General features: G+C 36.5%; 21 protein-coding genes and 1 tRNA gene. 9 read left to right on the top strand and 13 right to left on the bottom strand.

Annotated features, from left to right (window positions below):
- The first annotated feature begins 149 nt into the window (after nt 1-149).
- Together FJR04_RS12330 and FJR04_RS12325 are read left to right on the top strand one after the other, a co-directional pair.
- On the top strand, nt 150-1334 hold the full coding sequence (locus tag FJR04_RS12330; protein WP_168495094.1) for a GNAT family N-acetyltransferase: 1185 nt from the start codon (nt 150-152) through the stop codon (nt 1332-1334).
- A 116-nt stretch (nt 1335-1450) separates the two neighbouring features.
- On the top strand, nt 1451-1834 hold the full coding sequence (locus tag FJR04_RS12325) for a DUF4346 domain-containing protein (RefSeq protein ID WP_168495092.1): 384 nt from the start codon (nt 1451-1453) through the stop codon (nt 1832-1834).
- A 138-nt stretch (nt 1835-1972) separates the two neighbouring features.
- Here the strand turns inward: FJR04_RS12325 and FJR04_RS12320 are convergent, their stop codons facing one another.
- From FJR04_RS12320 to cobU, 13 genes are all read right to left on the bottom strand, one after another.
- Nucleotides 1973-3145, bottom strand: a complete 1173-nt coding sequence (locus tag FJR04_RS12320) for an IscS subfamily cysteine desulfurase (RefSeq protein ID WP_168495090.1) — start codon at nt 3143-3145, stop codon at nt 1973-1975.
- A 480-nt stretch (nt 3146-3625) separates the two neighbouring features.
- Nucleotides 3626-4102 carry a peroxiredoxin gene (locus FJR04_RS12315; RefSeq protein ID WP_168495088.1) on the bottom strand — a complete coding sequence of 159 codons (477 nt, stop codon included), beginning with the start codon at nt 4100-4102 and terminating at the stop codon, nt 3626-3628.
- Between the two features lie 29 nt (nt 4103-4131).
- Nucleotides 4132-5088 (bottom strand): ribonuclease Z, encoded by a 957-nt coding sequence (locus FJR04_RS12310; protein WP_168495086.1) that lies wholly within the window; start codon nt 5086-5088, stop codon nt 4132-4134.
- Nucleotides 5089-5379: 291 nt separating this feature from the next.
- A complete protein-coding gene (locus tag FJR04_RS12305; protein ID WP_168495084.1) occupies nt 5380-6273 on the bottom strand; it encodes a sensor histidine kinase in 894 nt (297 codons plus the stop codon).
- Between the two features lie 36 nt (nt 6274-6309).
- On the bottom strand, nt 6310-6987 hold the full coding sequence (locus FJR04_RS12300; protein WP_168495082.1) for a response regulator transcription factor: 678 nt from the start codon (nt 6985-6987) through the stop codon (nt 6310-6312).
- Between the two features lie 272 nt (nt 6988-7259).
- Nucleotides 7260-7907: a hypothetical protein gene (locus tag FJR04_RS12295; RefSeq protein ID WP_174763536.1), complete on the bottom strand. Its 648-nt coding sequence runs from the start codon at nt 7905-7907 to the stop codon at nt 7260-7262.
- A gap of 52 nt (nt 7908-7959) precedes the next feature.
- Nucleotides 7960-9357: an HlyD family secretion protein gene (locus FJR04_RS12290; protein ID WP_168495078.1), complete on the bottom strand. Its 1398-nt coding sequence runs from the start codon at nt 9355-9357 to the stop codon at nt 7960-7962.
- 6 nt (nt 9358-9363) lie between these two features.
- Nucleotides 9364-11514: a peptidase domain-containing ABC transporter gene (locus FJR04_RS12285; protein ID WP_168495076.1), complete on the bottom strand. Its 2151-nt coding sequence runs from the start codon at nt 11512-11514 to the stop codon at nt 9364-9366.
- A gap of 801 nt (nt 11515-12315) precedes the next feature.
- On the bottom strand, nt 12316-12543 hold the full coding sequence (locus FJR04_RS12280) for a hypothetical protein (RefSeq protein WP_168495074.1): 228 nt from the start codon (nt 12541-12543) through the stop codon (nt 12316-12318).
- Nucleotides 12544-12882: 339 nt separating this feature from the next.
- Nucleotides 12883-13104 carry a hypothetical protein gene (locus FJR04_RS12275; protein ID WP_168495073.1) on the bottom strand — a complete coding sequence of 74 codons (222 nt, stop codon included), beginning with the start codon at nt 13102-13104 and terminating at the stop codon, nt 12883-12885.
- Between the two features lie 576 nt (nt 13105-13680).
- Nucleotides 13681-13869, bottom strand: a complete 189-nt coding sequence (locus tag FJR04_RS12270; RefSeq protein WP_168495071.1) for a hypothetical protein — start codon at nt 13867-13869, stop codon at nt 13681-13683.
- 599 nt (nt 13870-14468) lie between these two features.
- Complete coding sequence (locus tag FJR04_RS12265) at nt 14469-14897, bottom strand: hypothetical protein (protein WP_168495069.1); 429 nt, start codon at nt 14895-14897, stop codon at nt 14469-14471.
- A 57-nt stretch (nt 14898-14954) separates the two neighbouring features.
- On the bottom strand, nt 14955-15503 hold the full coding sequence (gene cobU, locus FJR04_RS12260) for a bifunctional adenosylcobinamide kinase/adenosylcobinamide-phosphate guanylyltransferase (RefSeq protein WP_168495067.1): 549 nt from the start codon (nt 15501-15503) through the stop codon (nt 14955-14957).
- Nucleotides 15504-15627: 124 nt separating this feature from the next.
- On the opposite strand from cobU, the gene FJR04_RS12255 reads away from it, so the two are divergent.
- From FJR04_RS12255 to nfi, 7 genes are all read left to right on the top strand, one after another.
- Nucleotides 15628-16428 (top strand): hypothetical protein, encoded by an 801-nt coding sequence (locus FJR04_RS12255; protein ID WP_168495065.1) that lies wholly within the window; start codon nt 15628-15630, stop codon nt 16426-16428.
- Nucleotides 16429-16489: 61 nt separating this feature from the next.
- Nucleotides 16490-17422, top strand: a complete 933-nt coding sequence (locus FJR04_RS12250; RefSeq protein WP_168495063.1) for a glycosyltransferase family 2 protein — start codon at nt 16490-16492, stop codon at nt 17420-17422.
- A 27-nt stretch (nt 17423-17449) separates the two neighbouring features.
- On the top strand, nt 17450-18385 hold the full coding sequence (locus tag FJR04_RS12245; protein WP_168495061.1) for a glycosyltransferase family 2 protein: 936 nt from the start codon (nt 17450-17452) through the stop codon (nt 18383-18385).
- Between the two features lie 35 nt (nt 18386-18420).
- On the top strand, nt 18421-18990 hold the full coding sequence (hpsU, locus tag FJR04_RS12240) for a hormogonium polysaccharide biosynthesis acetyltransferase HpsU (RefSeq protein ID WP_168495194.1): 570 nt from the start codon (nt 18421-18423) through the stop codon (nt 18988-18990).
- A gap of 71 nt (nt 18991-19061) precedes the next feature.
- Nucleotides 19062-19307, top strand: a complete 246-nt coding sequence (locus FJR04_RS12235; RefSeq protein WP_168495059.1) for a hypothetical protein — start codon at nt 19062-19064, stop codon at nt 19305-19307.
- A gap of 44 nt (nt 19308-19351) precedes the next feature.
- Nucleotides 19352-19423: transfer RNA gene (locus FJR04_RS12230), tRNA-Gln, on the top strand.
- A 130-nt stretch (nt 19424-19553) separates the two neighbouring features.
- Nucleotides 19554-20219 carry a deoxyribonuclease V gene (gene nfi, locus FJR04_RS12225; protein ID WP_168495057.1) on the top strand — a complete coding sequence of 222 codons (666 nt, stop codon included), beginning with the start codon at nt 19554-19556 and terminating at the stop codon, nt 20217-20219.
- Nucleotides 20220-20235 lie beyond the last annotated feature (16 nt).

Here is a 20235-nt window from a genome sequence, read left to right as displayed (position 1 = left end):
TTGACAATTGAGAGTTGTTTAATTTAAGGTTTAAATCTTTCATTTCCAGGAATAAAAGAAAAAATCCTATTTCTTAATTCTCACACTCCAATGACGTGCGCTACACTAGTTAAAGCTTTTGTTAATTATTATATTTTCACCAAAATACAATGTTCAAAGCACACAAACCTCATTATTCTCTTGTTTGGACACACACAATTGCCGATATTCCCCAAACAGCTTGGGATGCTTTAGCGATACCGTTAAAAACCCCTTTTTTAGAGTGGGATTGGTTGAACAATTTGGAAATATCCCACAGTGCGATCGCCAATGCTGGATGGTTGCCAAATCATTTAATTTTGTGGCGAGATCAAACTTTAATTGCTGCTGCTCCATTATATTTAAAAGGACATAGCCAAGGAGAATTTGTTTTTGATCATCAGTGGGCAGAATTAGCCTCTCGCTTGGGAATAGAGTATTATCCAAAACTGCTGGGAATGACCCCATTTACTCCCGCTGAAGGTTATCGGTTTTTAATTGCTCCGGGAGAAGATGAGGAAGAAATTACAGCCTTAATGCTCCATGAAATTGATAGTTTTTGTGTTAAAAATCATATTTCTGGCTGTCATTTTCTCTATGTTGATCCACAATGGAGACCTCTTTTAGAAAAACAAGGTTTTACAACATGGCTACATCATAGTTATATTTGGGAAAATGCTAATTTTACCAACTTTGATGATTACTTAAAAGTATTTAATGCCAATCAAAGACGCAATATTAAACGAGAACGCAAAGCTGTAGAAAAAGCCGGATTGCGACTGCAAGCAATGACAGGTGATGAAATTCCCAAATCTATGTTTCCATTAATGTATGATTTTTATGCTGATACCTGCGATAAATTTGGCTGGTGGGGTAGCAAATATCTAACAAAGCGTTTTTTTGAACAATTACATCATAATTATCGTCATCGAGTCGTATTTTTTGCCGCTTACAATGAGCAAGATCAACGCCAACCCGTAGGAATGTCATTTTGTTTATTTAAAGAAGATCAACTATATGGGCGTTATTGGGGTAGCTTTCAAGAAATAGATTGCTTACATTTTGATGCTTGTTATTATGCACCAATAGAGTGGGCGATCGCTCACGGCATCCAAACTTTTGATCCCGGTGCAGGTGGTAGACATAAAAAACGCCGGGGTTTTCCTGCTACTCCTAATCATAGCCTCCATCGCTTTTACAACAACCGTTTAGGGCAAATTATCCTGCCTTGGGTTCGGGAAGTAAATCAAATGGAACAACAAGAAATAGATGGTATTAATGCAGAGTTACCCTTTACCGACAGAATTCCCCAATAATATTGCTAGTCTAATATTTTCAGTCAAGCAATTTTTAAGAAAAATACGACACAACAATTACACTGGAGATGTAACATAAAAACACTCTCTCTATAAACTTACTTTTGACAATAGCTATGGCATTACTACTTGAAGATTTGACAGCAATTGATAATAAACTTTCTCAGCGTCATATTGATCTTGACCCCAATGGATATTTTATTATCTACATAGACCCCAATGAAAGATTAATTTATGCAAAACATTTCACCAATGTTATTGATGAACGCGGTTTAGCAGTAGATCCAGAAACAGGTAAAGTAATTCCTGCACGAGGAAAAGTAGAAAGAACCCACACAACCGTATTTAGTGGCAGAACCGCAAAAGAACTCTGTATCAAAGTTTTTGAAGAAACATCAGGTTGTCCTGTTACTTTCTTAGATCATGCAGCCTATTTAGGTCGAGAATTTGTCCGCGCTGAAATGGCTTTAGTCACAGGAAAAGAGTACATTCAGGATTAAGTAAGAGGAGGCGAATATAATTCACTGCTACACAAGCCAAGTCCACCTGTGTGGACTAATGAAAAATCAAGGGTTTGAAACCCACGGAGGTGGGTTTTGTCTGTGTAGCCGCGACTTCTAGTCGCCTTTTCAAACTTTTTAAGAGCAACTAACAACTGACGCACTTCTTAAACCTTGAACCGTAGAAATTACCTGTTGGGCAACTTGATCAATTTCCTCAACAGTATTAAATCTCCCAATTCCAAACCGCACCGAAGCATAAGCTAATTTATCCGAATGTCCCAATGCTGTCAGCACATAGGAAGGAGCAACATTATTGGAAGAACAAGCAGAACCAGAAGATACAGCCATGATTGATTGTAAACCTAAAGAAAGTGCCGCACCGTCTACACCTTCAACACTAATATTTAAGTTTCCTGCTAATCGTTTTTGAGGGTGTCCATTTAAATGAATTCCTCCTACACTAGATAACTGTTTCCACAACCTTTCTTTTAATGCTATTAATCGTTGATTTTCGGTTTCTTGTTCTACTAAAGCAATTTCTACAGCTTTCGCAAAACCAACAATTTGCGGTGTATATAACGTCCCCGAACGCATTCCTCTTTCATGTCCTCCCCCATGTTGTTGGGAAGCAAGTTTCACTCTAGGGTTACGTCTGCGGACATATAAAGCCCCAATCCCCTTTGGACCATAGACTTTATGGGCAGTCAGAGACATTAAATCAACATTCATTTCTTCCACATCTAAAGGTATTTTACCAATAGCTTGGGCTGCATCTGTGTGAAAAATAATTTGTCTTTGACGGCATAATTCTCCAATTTCAGCTATTGGTTGTAAAACCCCAATTTCATTATTAGCTGCCATCACTGATACTAAAATTGTATCATGACGCAAAGATTTTTCTAACAGATTTAAATCAATTAAACCATCTTTTTTAACAGGCAAAACTGTAATCCCGAAACCGAGACTTTTTAAATATTCGCAAGGATCTAAAACAGCTTTATGTTCCGTGGCAATAGTCACAATATGTTGACCTTTTTGGAAATAAGCTTCAGCGATACCTTTAATAGCTAAATTATTCGCTTCCGTTGCTCCGCTAGTAAAGACAATTTCTTCGGGTGTAGCATTAATCGCTTCTGCTAAAACTTCCCTTGCTTGTCTCACAGCAGCTTCAGATTCCCAACCATAAACATGACTAATACTAGCAGCATTACCAAACTTTTCTGTAAAGTAAGGAATCATAGCAGCCATTACCCTTTCATCAACGGGGGTAGTAGCATGACAATCGAGGTAGATAGGACGACTGGACATAATTAAAATTCAGTGTTAATTCAAAATTTGGCCTAGTTTTTTTAGTTCTAACTTTCCCCTTATGGTAAAGTATATTAATTTAATTATTGTAGGTTGAGTGGAGGAACAAAACCCAACATTAGCGGGAGGATAGCAAGGGGTTTTGAATTTTGTTCCCTGAATTTGCAACGCTAACGCGGACAACCCAAACTACAATAAAGATTGTTTTACATAAAAGGAACGGTAGAGCCGTTTTTTTAAGATTTTTAGAACTTGATAAAGCTCATTTTCTCGCTTCAAGAGTGTAAATTGATCAAATAAAGGAAATTGGTTTGATTAATTTGAGAAGGTCAGAATTATTATGTTATTTTATGAATATGATTCAGTAAAGCAAAGTTAAAATTAATTAACATTTTTAAAATCAACTATTTATCACAAAATAAGTGAATATTCAAAGCTATAGCTCTACAACCAAAGTCCGAACAATCGGACTACAAAACTTTAAAGAGCCGCTAATTCTTGAATTTTTTTGCATACAGCTTGAGCATGACCTTTAGTTTTCACATTAGGCCAAGTGTAGGCGATGATTTTATCAGGTGAAATCAAAAAAGTTGACCGAGCAACTCCCATATATTCTTTACCCATAAACTTCTTTAAACGCCATGCACCATAGGCTTCTATTAATTTATGTTCAGGATCAGTTAACAGAGTAATTGATAAATTATGTTTGTCAATAAATTTGCAATGAGATGTTGCCGAATCTGGGCTAACACCGATGATTTTTGTACCTAATGCGGTAAATTCTGAAGATAATTCCGTAAAATCTTGTGCTTCAGTAGTACAGCCTGGTGTATTATCTTTCGGGTAAAAATAGAGAACTATCCACTCATTCAGATCAGCAAGATTGATGATATTATTGTTTTGATCTGGTGTGGAAAAATCTGGTGCAGATTGTCCAATTTGGGGAATATTACTCATAATTAGGTTAAACAGGAATTATAGCAGAATTAGGCGATCGCACTTATAGGAATTTCTCGTCTTCTAGGGACATCGTAAACCAAAAAATCATGAGCCATGATTGTTTTAGGAAAAATTGCCCGTGCTTCTTTCAGTAAATCTTTTAACTCAATAGTATTTCCTGGCGCATAACGGGGACTAAAATGTGTCATTATTAGCTTACGCACTCCCGCACTATACGCTGTTTGTGCTGCCATTGTCGTTGTTGAATGTAATCTCTGAAAAGCCATCTCTGCATCTTGATGAGCAAAAGTTGCTTCATGAATTAATACATCTGCATCTTGTGCTAATTGTACTGCACCGTCACAATAAACCGTATCTGTACAATAGGCAATTTTTCGACCAATTTCAGTTGGTCCACATAATTCACTACCATTAATTACTCTTCCATCTGCAAGTGTTACTGTTTCACCGCGCTTGAGTTGTCCGTAAATTGGACCAGAAGGAATTTCCAAGGCTTTGGCTTTATCTATATCAAAGCGTCCTGCTCGATCTTTTTCTGCTACTCTATAGCCAAAAGCAGTAATGCGATGATGTAAGGGTCCACAGCTAACTGTAAATTCATCATCTTCATAAATCACCCCCGGTTGAACAGTATGCACTTTGATGGGGTAAGAAAAATGGGTGTGAGAATAACGGGAAGCAGCTTGTAGGTATTCGTTTAATCCCGATGGTCCATAGATATCAACTTTTTCTACATTACCAGCTAAACCGCAACTAGCCAGCAATCCCATTAAGCCAAAAATATGATCACCGTGCATATGGGTGATAAAAATTCGGGATAGTTGGCTAATTTTTAAGTCACTCCGCAAAATTTGGTGCTGAGTTCCTTCCCCACAATCAAATAACCACAGTTCTGCCCGTTGTGGTAATCTGACTGCCACGCTAGAAACATTGCGTGATCTTGTAGGTACACCGGAACTTGTCCCTAAGAATGTGATCTGCACGGCGTTTTTCTGCTTTCCTCTTGCTCAATATAGTTCTTGATTCTCTATATTGGCACAGTTGTTGAGCAAAATGCGATCTGCAATCAGCTACAGCAGGAGTCGTAGGGGCGTATCCATGACGGTAATTAGAAATATCAGTATTAGGTGTAAGGACGTTCGCGAAGCGGGCTGTAAGCATCAGCATTTAGTGTAAGGGCGAAGCATTCGGAAAATAAACTTGGGAAAAAACCGATAATTAATCGCCCGAATGCTTCGCCCCTACATGGGAAAAAATGAATAATTGATTGATTTTTATTGCCACCAAAAAGAACTGGCTAAAGGCCAAGATAATTCACAAAGAGTACCTTGAGGATAAAGAGAAACTCGTCGAAATTTACCTTTTATTTGTCGGGCTAAATTTTTAAATTGTTTTGTCCCCCAACCTTCTTTAGATGATTGAATTCCCAAACCATTATCCATAATACTTAAAGTGTAACGTCCTTGGGATGAAGAATAAGTAACTTGTAGAGAGGTGATTCCTGTGGCGTGTTTACCAACATTACACAAGGCTTCTTCTAAAAATCGGCAGAGTCCTCGCTTATTTTCAATACTTAAACTGTTTTCATGAATAGGTTCAAAATTGTGGATTTTCAGCTTTAGAGTTCTAAAGCAAGGAAAATCTCGATCTAAGGTGTAGCTATAAACTTGATATAAAATTTCATGTAAAGGGTTTCGCAAATCTATAACTACATTATTTCCTATATAAAGGCTGGTATCTTGAGTCAAGGTTTCTTGCTGCAAAAAATCGTACATTCCCCGTAATTCTTGGTTCAATTCTTCTAGTTCTTTTTCTATTAAAGGCAATAATTTATTTATGGGTAAATCTTTTCCTCTCACTACTTTTAAAACTTTAGCGAGACTTTGGAGTGGTCCATTATGAATTGTTTCAAATGTAATTTCAATTATCGTTTGACGAGCTTGAATTACCGACTTAAAAGCTTGGTTGTATTCATATAGTGCTATAAACATAATGCAATTTATCACGACAACACAAATTCCTAGTACCAGAGAAACTGACCAACCCCTAGTTAACAAAATATAGCTAATCAATTCTAGACTAAAAATAGTAATGATAATTCCTGCTAATTTTCCTACAGCAATAAAATAAATTCTTTTTTGAACTTTTTCAAAAATCTGAGCTTGCATAAGACCTCAATCGGATAAAGTACATGACTATGTTAATTAATCAATTAATCCTTCGGCTCTAGCTTTCATTTCCGTTTGAATACGGATGTTTTTACCTTCTTCTGGATAAATATTTAAAGCGTCTTGCAACTTACTCCAATAATGACGCACCATGCGTTCAGATATACACATATTTTTAGCAATTACTTTATCTTGTAATCCTTCTTCAAATGCTAAATTTAGTACCTTTAACCACTCTGGTTTTACCTCTAATCCTGAGTGGATTCCTTTAATATCTTTTGTGTGAGTTAATCCCTGTAATGACCAATCAACTCTAGTTAACATTTCTTGGGTAGAAAGACTTTTATCAGCAACAGTAAAGCCTCCTTTATGATTATCAATATAAGGACGAATTCTAACTAATGTTCTCACATGGGCGCTTTGCACAACAAAATTTAGATGGGAATAATTTTCCATTAAGACTTTTAGCAGTTGAATACCTGTATCAACTCTTGCTGTCATTGTCATTTTTTCTGGGATAGAAAGATCCATAATTAGCAAATCAGGTTGATAGCTAATTACTTGCTCAAAAGCATAACTAGCATTTGTAGCAGTATTAAATTCAGCACTAGGATATTTTTTTCTTAGTATTTCAACTGTTCCATTTAAAACTGATTCGTGGTCATCAATAACCATGAACTTGAAAATTGTTTTTTTTGATAAAACCTGTTGCATATCTAATAAATGCCTCAATAGTTACACACCTGATAATTTTTGATTGCTATCTACTACTATTAATTAGTTTTACTAGATTCTATTACTTATAATTTATCAGCTATGGGGGGTCACACCCCTCACCCCATTAAAGATCATTAAAAAATACTGAAATTACTAGGTTTATGTATAACTATGAAAATTATCTTTATTTAAAAATAATTTAGTATTGATCAGAGTTTGGAGAGATATAGTACCAGGTACTCTCCGAGATATCAAGTCATAGAAAATACTCACCAATAAAAGTGCCAAATTGACATGAGATTCTTATTAAAGTAGGAGCATTTACCAGATATTAAGAATTTAAAGCTATCGTAAAGATATTCTAATTCTGGCAAATGGGAGTAAAAAATCAGAGTGGATATATCAGGATAAGAAATTTTTACAGTCAATAGCCCGATACTTCCTATTTGTTTGAGAGTAATTTGAATATAAATAGGGAGTAAACTTTCTGTTTCTGGTAAAGTTATTTTCAGTAATTCTTCTAAAACTCTTAAAATTATCCAACTCCTTTCAGGTTCTTCAATTCGCCAGTAAACTGGCATATTAATTTGAAAATCTAGATAGGGATTGGAATTAATCCACGGTTCTAATAAACACTCAATAGATAAAGGTAGACTATCTTGAATAGAGATTGGACATAAGCGATCGCTCAATTGGACTAAAGAATGATGAAAATTATCAATTTTTCTGATATGGGCTGGAATTCTTGTAACTGATAAATTCAGGTTATCTATAATTAATAAATCTAGATCGCGCCGGATTGTAAAAGATTCTTGTAATAGATCATCACGAATTTTTTCGGATTCCAGAAATAGTTTCAAGAATTCTCTATAAAACCACCACTGTAATGCTTGCTGTATTCTTTGATTAGATGTCATAAACGATATCATGATTATGACTTAAAAGGTGGAATATAAACTCAATCGTTACTCATAAATCAGTAATTAACCTGGCTTTTCTCAACATAAATTGCAATGCTGTTTCTTCCCTAGAAATTATATCGGCTGTAGCGTTCATTCCTGATTGCAGAAGACACTGACGGCCATTATTGCCAAAGGAACTACTTTCGGGTTGAATTGTGGCTTCAAAGTAACTAACACCAGCAGACATTGGAGTAGTTGTATCTTTACTTTGAGGTGTAATAACATCGGGAGCAATAGTTTTCACCGCACCCTTAGCAGTTCCATAATCAGGATATGGACAAGCATCAATCCGAAGTTGTACTTTTTGACCAATGGCAATTTTGTTAATTTCCGCAGTGGGAATCATGGCTTTAATTACCAAAGAAGCATTATCAGGGACAACTTCAGCAATAGATTCACCAGCACGCACTACTTGACCAGGATTTCGTAAATTAAGTTTAAAGATAATGCCGTTACTAGTAGCAAGAATCATACTACTTTTTCGTTGATTTTCTAATTGCTGGAGTTCTTTTTGTGACTGTTTGATTTGTGTTTGAATTTCTACTAATCGCTGAACTAAAATTTCCTTTTCTTTATTTAAAGCAGCTATATTAGCTTCACCTTTCGCGGTTTCTTGAGCAATCCTTTCCTGTGCCATTTTGACCATTGCTGTCGTAGGATTAATCGCAGCTTGGGTGGATTTAATTTTTATTTTGGCTATATCAACAGCTTTTTTTGCAGATTGCAGTGTTAAAGTTGTCTGTTTAACAACTAGCTGTTTTTGCTCAAATTCTCGCTTACCAATTGCGCCAATTTGTGATAATTGTTCATAGCGATCGCGATCCACTTTTGCAAATTCTAAATCAGCCTGAGCCTTTTGCAAATCTACTAATTCTTTTTGGATATTTACTTGCGCTGCCATTAATTCACTTTCAGTATTAATTTTTCGTTCTTTGTATTCTCTTTGATTTCTTAATAAATCCTCTTTAGCAGAATTAACAATATTTTCTATCACTTTTTTTTCAGATATAATTTGATTATTTAAAGTCCGGTTTTGAGCATAAATTTGGATTATTTGTAATCTACTTTGTTTGATATTATCTTCTAATTGACTTTTTTTGATTAGTAATTGCTCAGTATCTAAAATGGCGATTACTTCCCCTTGCTTAACAACTTGATTTTCTTTGACTAAAATATCTTTAATAGCCCCTTCTATCTTTGATTGCACTACACGGGTTTCACCTATAGGACGAACAATAGCAGCGACTTTGACAGTGACATTATATTTCACCCATGAAGACAAAGAAATACCAGTAACCACAGTACCGACAAGAAACATACCTGCTAATGTTGTCCAAATACTTATCGGTGGAAGAGATTCATCATTTTTGGAGAAATTGAATTTTTGATTATGAGTATAAAGCATAATTATTTAAGGGATTATAAAATCTAAATGATCTCCTGATTTAGTTCGTAAATCTTGCAAAGAACCTGCTAATTTCAATTGACCTTTGTCTATTAAAACAACCCAATTAGCACGATTAATTACTTTGGGACGGTGTGTGATTAAAATAGTTGTTTTACCTTGACGATGTTTGAAAAGTTGGTCTAAAACTTGGGTTTCACTAACTGGATCAAGTCCACTAGTTGATTCATCTAAAATCAGAATTGCTGGATCTGTAACAATGGCTCTAGCTAGAGCTAATCTTTGCTTTTGTCCTCCAGAAATGTTAGCACCAAATTCACCTAAAACAGTTTGATATGTTTCTGGAAGTTTACTGATAAATTCATCAGCACCAGCAATTTGACAAGCTTGAACTATTTGCTCAAATGTGACATAAGGCGCTCCTAACCGAAAGTTTTCAACAATAGAACGATTCCAAAAATGAGCATCTTGAGGAACAAGAACTACCTGCTGACGGAGAGATTCTAAAGAAAGGTCTTGGAGATTATAAAGTCCTATTCGTATATTACCAGATTGGAATTGATATAAACCAGCAATTAATTTGGCTAAAGTGCTTTTTCCACATCCAGATTTACCAATTAAAGCAATAACTTTACCTCCAGGAATCGTCAGAGAAAAATCGTCTAATAGGTCAATGCGACCAGGATAATGAAAGGTTAAATTTGTACAAATAATATCAGCATCACTCGAAATTGTCGCCAAAGGTTTTTTGTCATCATCATCATCTTCAGGAGTGGCATCAATAACTTCTGTGAGCCGACGGGTAGCAGTTTTAGCTCGCGTAAATTCATCCACAAAATTAATAACTGTACTAATTAAAGATACAAAATTACCATTCATGGAATTAAAGGCTAGTAATTGCCCAATACTCAAGTTTTCAGCGGGGTTAATTACTAAATAGCCACCAAACCAGAGTAGAATTACACTACCAATACCAGAAACAAAGCCCGAAAATGTATTATTAATAATCCCTATTTGCATTGTTCTGTATGTCAATCCAGCTAGACGATTAAACCGATTGTCTAATTCATCTCTAAATTGTCTACCTGATGTAGTTGTTTTTAAAGTTAATGCACCTTTAAAAGTTTCGACTAATACCCCTTGTGTTTCGGATTCTGTGACTAAAAGTTCATTGGTTTTTTGCTGTAATGTGGGCTGGAAAATAAAGGTAGAGATGGTCATCACCATCGCAATTATTAAAGCGGCTGAGGTAAGTTTCCAACTATAGAAAAACATAAAACCCAAGGAAATTACCGCAATAAAAAATTGACTTGGTAAACCAACAACAATTTGAGCAACTAATTGATTAATTTGATCAATATCTCGCAGACGGCTAACAACTTCACCACTGCGACGAGTTTCATAATAAGTTAATGGTAAACGTAAAATTTGTCGCCCAAATTCTAGAACTAGACTTAATTGTATTCGTTGGGCAAAATGAGCAATTAAGTTAGATTGGATAAATGAGAGGCTATTAGAAATTACATTCATAACAACTACAGAAATTACTACTGTAGTCAATAATTTTGTGTCACCTCTAACTAATACATCATCGGTGAGAATTTGTAAGAGAAAAGGAGAAGCTAAAGACAATAAACCCAATACTAAATTGAGCGGTAAAGCTTGAAATAAAATAGCTCGATAAATCCACACGCGTTTGAAGAAACGCCAAAAACCACCTTCTTTATCTTGCTTTTGAGAAAAAAAGCGAATAGGATCTGGTTCTATTAATAATAATAACCAATCTGTCCAAGCTGCTTCTACATCTTCTTGGGAAAGATGACGAAGACCTATTGCGGGATCTGCAATCAGAAATTTTTTACCTTTTTTACCATATAAAATTACCCAATGATTACCTTGCCAATGAATAATTGCTGGTAAGGGAGCTTCATTAATTCTATCTAATATATCTGGGGAGGTTTTGACTGGATTTGCTTTAAAACCTAAAATTTCTGCTCCTCGTTTTAATCCTAATAAAGTAGTTCCAAATTGCCCCGTTCCTACAGCTTCCCGAATCCTGCTAATAGTAAAATTCTGACCATAATGTTTGGCAATTGCAGCCAAACAAGCCGCCCCACAATCTTCTTCGCTATGTTGTTGCACAAATTGAATTTTCATAAGTAAAACACCCTAGATAGTTGCGAATAAAAATTGTAGTGCTGTTAGTTTTTTCTTTATTTTTGTAGAAACTTATCACTCTTAAATTTAGTTGCTGATAGCAATTCTGTATAAAGATGCGCTCAATTTACAGCACTTCTCGTGTGATGAAGAACAAGAACCCTACCCCCTTTGTGTTCATTCCACCAGTCATCTACGGAGGGAAACCCGTCTCAATTGCTGTTTTACCGGGTGCTTAAAATAGTCTTGATAATAATTTAAATAAGCTATTCAAACTTCTGATTCTCCTTCCACGTCTTGTACTACCTAGAAAAGATGAATCTATGCCGATTATAAGTTCCGTAAATGTATATTCACTATCTATATTGATGGTAGTATCTAAAGAAGATATTTGAATGTTAGCTAAAGATGTAATTTTTGTCAGTTTTAAGATTGAATAGCCACCAGATATAAGTTCTTGTTCCTGTTTTGATATCTGCTGGAATAATTCGGATTTTAGCCCTGGAGTATGTTTCAACATATTAATCTATTATTATCATTGCTTTTGGTTAACAATATTTGATTTTGAAAGATGATTGTTAACTGTTTAAATTTAACGGCTAACAATCATCTTTCCATCATAAAAGTATGCCAGATTTTTACTTACCTATATTCTCTTTATGTCAATTAAGAGCCTACGAAAGTTAATTTGTCCGTAAATTATAATAATTATTAATTATATTTACGGATAAAATCTGACATTTTTTTATGATTAATTTATTGGTAGCAACTAAGTCTATTACCAATAATTATTGGTAGCAACTATACACCAACGAATGCTTTGAATACAGACTCTTCATTGATCTCAGAATCTGCTCTCAATAGATCAAACTTCAATTCAACTCCACCTCTACCATTACTGAACTTGAACCCTCTGATTACTAAAGCTTTGTTCTCTTCATATGTATATCTGGATCTAAGTCTACTACGTACTCCACCAGCTACGATTTCTTGTTGTTCAACAGATACGATGGTAAATAGATTAGACATGACTAAATTCTCCTTGATTTGAATTATCGCTGAGTTATTGACTGCTCTTTTGCCATTTAACCCTCGCTTATTAATAGAATATCGGGAAGTCACTAGTTAATTCATTCTCATTTTATGCAAAGTTAATTACCAGATTGGGACAGATATATGGCAGAATTACGTGAGCAGTATTTCCGAAAAATACACGCCAATGTGGCTAATACTTTTAATAAAATAATGAATTTTATGCTATCTGTATTAAACTGGATTTTTCTAAAAATTGAGATATTTATATATAGGAAATATCATTAACCCCCTACCCACAAGGTAAGTGAGGAGGGTAATTGTAATATATCTCGTTTAAAAATATATTGGTATATTTATATTATAAAAATAATAGTTGTTATGAATAATAACATTACCCTTATTTTGACCAATTGCTACTCCATTATTTCTAGAACTGTCATTGAAAACAACTTTACCGATGAACTGATTTTTATGAGTGATATTGGGGCGGCGGGAAAAGCCACCAGCTACGATTTCTTGTTGCTCAACAGTTACTGGGCTAAATAGATTAGACATAATCGAATTTTCCTTGATTTTAATTATTGCTGAGTTGTTGACTGCTTGGTTGCTGTTCAACCCTTCGCTTGTTAATAAAATATCAAAAAGTGATTAGTTAATTCATTCTCATTTCCTGCAAACTTAATTACCAAATTAGGAAAAAATGTTGCATAATTACGTCAGCAACATTTCTGAAAAATACCTGCCAATGTGGCTAATATTTATAATAAAGTTAGGAATTTTATGCTATCTCTCTAAGCTGCTGCTAAATCTTGTTCTTAGGATTAGCCTTTTGGGATTTATTAAATAAATAAGTTGTAGGAAAACCATTTAATATTTAAGATAAATATATGAACAATATAATGTCTAATTTCTTTAGAAGATAAATCTAAAAGATGAGCAGTAGATAAAATATTCAACCAATAAAAGTAGTCAGCAGTCAGCAGGAGAGTAATTAACAGGTTATTAATTTGACCTATTAAATTACTTCATATCTGGCTGATAGCTGACTAACTTTAACTAATTAAAGACAGGTTCTAGGTTCAACATTCAATTCATCATCATGATGAAAAGATATGAACGTAGAAACTGTAATTAGCTAACACCATAATTTATAGTACCACTATTTTGACCAGTGGCAATTATAACATTTCCACTATTGTTATTGAAAACGTTTTTACCTTTGAACTTGTAAACGGGGGGGACAATAACGGAGGGGATGAATAAGCCACCAGTTACGATTTCTTGTTGCTCAACAGTTACTGCGGTAAATAGATTAGACATGATCGAATTCTCCTTGATTTGTATTACGCTTAGAGTTGTTTACTGCTCGTTTGCCGTTCAACCCCTCGCTTGTTAATACAATATCGAGGAGTCACTAGTTAATTCATTCTCATTTTCTGCAAACTTAATTACCAAATTTAGAACTAAATGTTTCCGAAAAATACACGCCAAATAGGCTAAATTATTTGTACAAAATAGAAATTTTCTAATACCCTAATTAGGGTTGCATTTGCAGTGATTTTATGGTTAATTAACCAGATTTTCTATAAGTAGTTGTGCCAAATAAATTGCACATTTTGGGAAGAAAAAAGGGAACAGAACAAGATTTCAGGCAGGGATTTCTATTTTTCAGGAAAATGGATAATTAATTTTGCCATAGCAAAAGTAGAGACGTTCCATGGAACTTCTCTACAAAGGTTTTAGATAACACATCTTTGGCGTTGCTGAATTAGGGTATGAAATTCAAAAATCAATGATTTCAAACTCTTACTCTCTGTAGACTCTGCGCCTCTGCGTGAAACAAAATCATACTCTTAATCAGCAACGCCAGGTTCTAGATAACACATCTTTTAATTTAGTTGATGTTTATGTGAAATTATTTACTGTGCGTCGGTGGATTTTTCACCAAAGGAAGCACAAATAGCTGTTAATTGTTCTTGACTACAGACTGGACTGCGCGGTGCTGGTATTTCTGTATTTGGCCAGCCAGGTAAATTACTACAGGGACACAATAACGCTGGCATTCCCACATTTTTGAGAGGTACAGGCATGGAACAACGACCACAAGGTAGCATTTCCCATGCGGGTGTTAGTAGTTCATTAATCGTTTCCTGAGTTCCATCTAGGTAACAATCACCTGTGGCTGGGGAGAGAATTGTGAGCCAGCACTCTTCAAACTCTTGGCTATAGCGATCGCCTTGGATTACAGGTTGGGGCAAAAAGCTCACCTTACCATTTACAGCTATAACCCTCTTCCCTAACTGAAACCAGTAGGCAAGATATTCTTTAACTTCGTTTTTGGTTGCCATAGTCACTATTTTAAAAGAAAATACCGTATTTTTATGGTGAGAATCTTTAAATTTGCATTAAGACTTAGGTGATGGTAACGGTACACCTAGTAAACTCAGGTTGAGAGCATGACCGCCTGTGACTAAATAAACAGGTTCACAAATTATACCTAATTGCCGGACTAAAGCCCCAAGGCGATCGCGGAATTTTCGCCCGATTGGATAAGCTGGAACTACACCCCAACCTGTCTCTTCTGCCACAAATATAACATCAGCCTCAACTAACGGTAAAGTTGCGAGAAACTCCGTCAAAATATTTTCCCACACTAAATCTTCTTCTTCTAAGAAATTAGCTACCCAAGTTCCTAACGAATCCACCAACAAGGAAGTATGCGGCTGGGATTGAGCTAAAGTAGCCGTAAGTTCCATCGGTACAGATAGGGTGAGCCAATCTTGAGGACGGCGTTGTTGATGTTTTTGAATCCGTTGTTGCCATTCTTGATCATCTGGGTTTTGTGTAGCGGTGGCAATATAAACAACCGGATTTCTGAAATTTATCGCTATATCTTCCGCCCATTCACTTTTACCAGACCGGGCTGCGCCTGTCACCAATATCAATTTACGCATGATTTCATCATATAATGTGAGAGCAGGAAAAATACGCAAGAGGAATTACCAATCACCTAAACTCAATAACTAGTAAGTTGGTTGAAACCATTCAGTATTTATAAATAAACTTTAGGATATTTTTATGAAAGCAGGGTTAAAGCGGATTGAGGCAACGCTCCATGATTTGGGAACTCGCAATGATGAAGTCACAACAGACGGGGGTGATCAAAGCAAACGCTCTTTCTCTTTTCGGATTAGTTTCCGTCCCCATGAATCTCCACAAAGTTCCCAACCGCAAGCAGCCGTTCATGATCATGATTTAGAGACAAATCAAGACAGTGATGGAACTCCAGAGGCAAATTTGTTTCCTCACCATGATTCTGTCCAAGCTTTTCCAGCCCAAGAAAGTGGAGAAAAAACCCCAACTCTCCCTAAATTTAAAACTCCTACTTTTAGCAATCATCGTCATGGCGCTAACCCAGCCTTATCCATGAATATGCTCCAAGAAATTCAGGAAAAAGTTGCTAGTTGGCAGATAGAGTTACAAAAAATTGTCCAAAATATTCAGGATATTTACTTAGAAGGACCAATTATTAATGGTTGGTTGGAATCTAATATTCAAGAAGCAGAAACAGTGGGAACAGCCACACTCCGTCATGCGGAAGTAGATCGCCTCATGGACTATGTAGAAGAAATTTGTGCGAATGGTGAAAAAGAAGTATATAAACCACTACATACTGATTATCGGCTTTGTGGAATAGATACAGCCGGTCAAGTTTGGTCTCGTCCTTGTCCAGTCGAGCAAGTTCCTAGTGTGAGTATAGCGATCGCTCGTCATCAAAGATTACGACAACTCTTAGGACGCAAACAAGACCTAGAAAATCGGTTGAGTCAATTAGCTGAAACTTTAGTAATATTACATAGTCATATTCAACAATGTTAAAAAATCACTGACGATTTTCAGGTTTTCGAGTAGAATCACCAATAAACAACGACAATCACCCATGTCAGATATCCAAATCTCTGCCATCATCTGTACTCACAACCGAGATACCTATCTAGGGGCGGCGATTGATAGCTTATTGGCACAAGACTTTGCTGGTAACTTTGAAATTTTGGTCATAGATAATGGATCTAGCGATCGCACCCGTGAAGTAGTAGAACAAAGAGCCACTGATTCCCGTCTCAAATATATCTTTGAACCCGTCCTGGGTTTATCCGTAGCCCGTAATACCGGAGCTAAAGCTGCTAGTGCCGAAATACTAGCCTATTTAGACGATGATGCCGTCGCTAGTCCTAGCTGGTTAAAAATTTTAGTCAGTGCATACGCCAATAATCCTAAATTAGCGATCGCTGGTGGCAAAATTACCCTCCTGTGGCCTCCAGGTATCTCCCAACCCAAATGGATATCAAATGAATTAGCCGGGAACTTAGGAGCTTATGATCTAGGAGATCAATTAGTCTATATTGACAAACCAGGGCTAACCCCCAGAGGATTAAATTACTCCCTCCGTAGTAGTTTCCTTGCAGAAGTCGGTGGTTTTGATCCACAATTAGGACGAGTAGGTAAAAATCTCCTCTCCAACGAAGAACTACAAATGACAGAATTTGCCCTCCAGCGCCATTGGCAAGTAGCTTATATCCCCGAAGCCCTCGTTGCCCATAATGTCGCCCCAGAAAGGATCAAACCTACCTGGTTTTTAAACAGAGGTTGGTGGCAAGGCATCAGTGAATGTTATCGAGAACAACTGGCAGGTAAAGCCGGCATTTCTCAACTACCACGAGGAAGCGAGCGACTTTTGCGAGGATTATATAAAGTGCTACAATATATATTAGATCCAGCAGAACGCTTTGATAAATTAGTTTATGCTTATTGTCAAATTGGTTACTTAAACGCTGCTATTCAAGGAATCCTATTTAAATCCCATCAGAAATAAACAAAAAATACACAGTAACAAATTATTATGTCATCTAAACTACCAGTTTCCGTACTCATCCCAGCGAAAAACGAACAACTAAATCTACCAGCTTGTCTCACTAGCCTTGCTAGAGCCGATGAAATATTTATGGTAGACTCCCAAAGCACGGATAAAAGCGTAGAAATCGCCGAAAAATACGGAGCAAATGTAGTCCAATTTAACTTTAATGGCCGTTGGCCGAAAAAGAAAAATTGGTCATTAGAAAATCTCCCTTTCCGTAACGAATGGGTATTAATTGTTGATTGTGATGAACGGATTACACCAGAACTATGGGAAGACATCGCCCAAGCCATTCAAAGTGATGAACACGATGGTTACTACATCAATCGGCGAGTATTTTTTCTAGGGAAATGGATTCGTTACGGTGGTAAATATCCTGATTGGAATTTGCGATTATTTAAACATCAAAAAGGTCGCTACGAAAATCTCAATACCGAAGATATTGCCAATACTGGAGACAATGAAGTTCACGAACACGTCATTTTACCAGGGAAAGTTGGCTATCTCAAAAATGATATGCTCCACGAAGACTTCCGCGATCTCTATCATTGGTTAGAAAGACATAATCGTTATTCTAATTGGGAAGCGCGTGTTTACTACAACTTACTCACAGGTAATGATGATAGCGGCACAATTGGCGGTAACTTATTTGGTGACGCAGTACAACGCAAACGCTTCTTGAAAAAAATCTGGGTCCGTCTGCCATTTAAACCACTGTTGCGGTTTATCTTGTTCTATATTATTCAGCGTGGTTTCTTAGATGGTAAAGCTGGATATGTATATGGAAGATTGCTGAGTCAATATGAATATCAAATTGGTGTCAAACTTTATGAATTAAGCAATTATGGAGGTAAATTAAATATTGCTAAACCCACAGATGCGACATCTTCTCCCCAGGAAATTCAACAATCAGCCAGTTAAATTCCCCAACCTCTATGCCCCAAACCTTGCCGCCAATTACCGATGATGCACCTTTTTTAGATTTACGTAAATATGATCAATCTTGGTTTGATCGAGGCCGTCCCAGTTGGTACGTATTATTTTGGTGGTTTGTGCAAGCGATCGCCTTTCCCCTGACTCCCCAACCCCTCAATATTCTTCGTCGTAGCTTACTCCGTCTCTTCGGCGCTCATATTGGTAAAGGTGTTTTAATTCGTCCCACAGCCCGGTTTACCTATCCTTGGAAAATCTCCATTGGTGATTACAGTTGGATTGGTGATGATGTAGTTTTTTACAGTCTAGATCAAATCAACATTGGCGAACATTGCGTTATTTCCCAAAAAAGTTATTTATGTACTGGTAGCCATGACATCCAAGATCCAGCATTTGGTTTGAAAACCGCCAGCATCATCATCGGTAATGGTGCATGGGTGGCAGCAGATTGTTTTGTTGCCCCAGGTGTACATATTGGCTCAAATGCTGTCATAGGCGCTCGTAGCAGTGTTTTTAGTAATATGCCAGCAGGACAAGTTTGTTGGGGAAATCCTTGTCGTTCTCAGTATCCCAGAGCCAAATCAGAAAGTTAAAAATATAGTAGCTATTGAGAAAAAACCATGCTACTATTAAACTACGTGATGAAATTTAACCAATAAAAACTATGCAACTGAAACGCTGGGAATCCCCACGTCGAGAAGGCAGAAACGATAAAGGCCGGGGTGGTTCTGCTAGAACACGGCAACTGAAAAAACAAAGACAGATGCTCAGACAGAAACTCAAAGAAAATCAAAAGCCAAATGATCATCACAACAATAACCAGGGGGAAAGTTCAACTTCCCCCTATTTTTTTGCAGTTTTTTCGGAAACACCACGTTGCACCGCAAAAATATTTTTCCAAAACACTTGACAAAACCCCCAGTATACCTGCTATATTATTTATATTGAATTCATTGGGGCGTAGCCAAGTGGTAAGGCAGTGGGTTTTGGTCCCGCCATCCCTAGGTTCGAATCCTAGCGCCCCAGTTATAAAAAAGGTAAGCCGTTAGGGTTTACCTTTTGTCATTTCTATCAAAAATTAATGAAACTCTAGCTAAAATAGGGTTTTACAAGTTTTCCAATGGAACGTCTCTAAAGACTCCCATAAATCACAAATATGGAAATTCCCAAACATCATGATTGGCCTTCTACCATAGAAGAGGCTAAAGCAATTCAAGAAAACCTCCGCTATCAAGTAATAACTTCAGATCAACTTCCAGAAACTATCCAGTATGTTGCCGGTGTAGATATGGGATTTCTGGAAGACGGTAAAATTAGCCGTGCAGCAGTAGCCGTCCTGAGCTTTCCTGATTTACAAACAGTAGAAACCAGCCTAGCTTACCATCCTACTACCTTTCCTTACATTCCTGGTTTTCTATCTTTCCGAGAAATACCTCCTGTTCTCGACGCTTTAGAAAAGCTCAAAACTATACCAGATATAATTTTATGTGATGGACAAGGAATAGCTCACCCTCGCAGATTGGGGATTGCTTCCCATTTAGGTGTACTACTAGATATACCAACAATTGGTGTAGCTAAATCCTTGCTAATTGGTGAATATGAAGAATTAGCAGAAACTAAAGGTAGCTGGCAACCATTAATACATAAAAAAGAAACAATCGGTGCAGTTTTAAGAACACGCACAGGAGTAAAACCTGTTTATGTTTCCAGTGGACATCGCATTGGTTTACTAACAGCAATTGAATATGTCTTACAGTGTACACCAAAATATCGTTTACCAGAAACTACACGCATTGCTGACAAATTAGCATCTGCAAGGTAATTGGGAATTGGGAATT

The sequence above is a fragment of the Anabaena sp. UHCC 0204 genome, from assembly GCF_009711975.1.
GTDB lineage: Bacteria > Cyanobacteriota > Cyanobacteriia > Cyanobacteriales > Nostocaceae > Dolichospermum.
The sequence above is the reverse complement of the archived record's forward strand: the minus strand, read 5'-3'. Positions and strand labels throughout refer to the sequence as shown.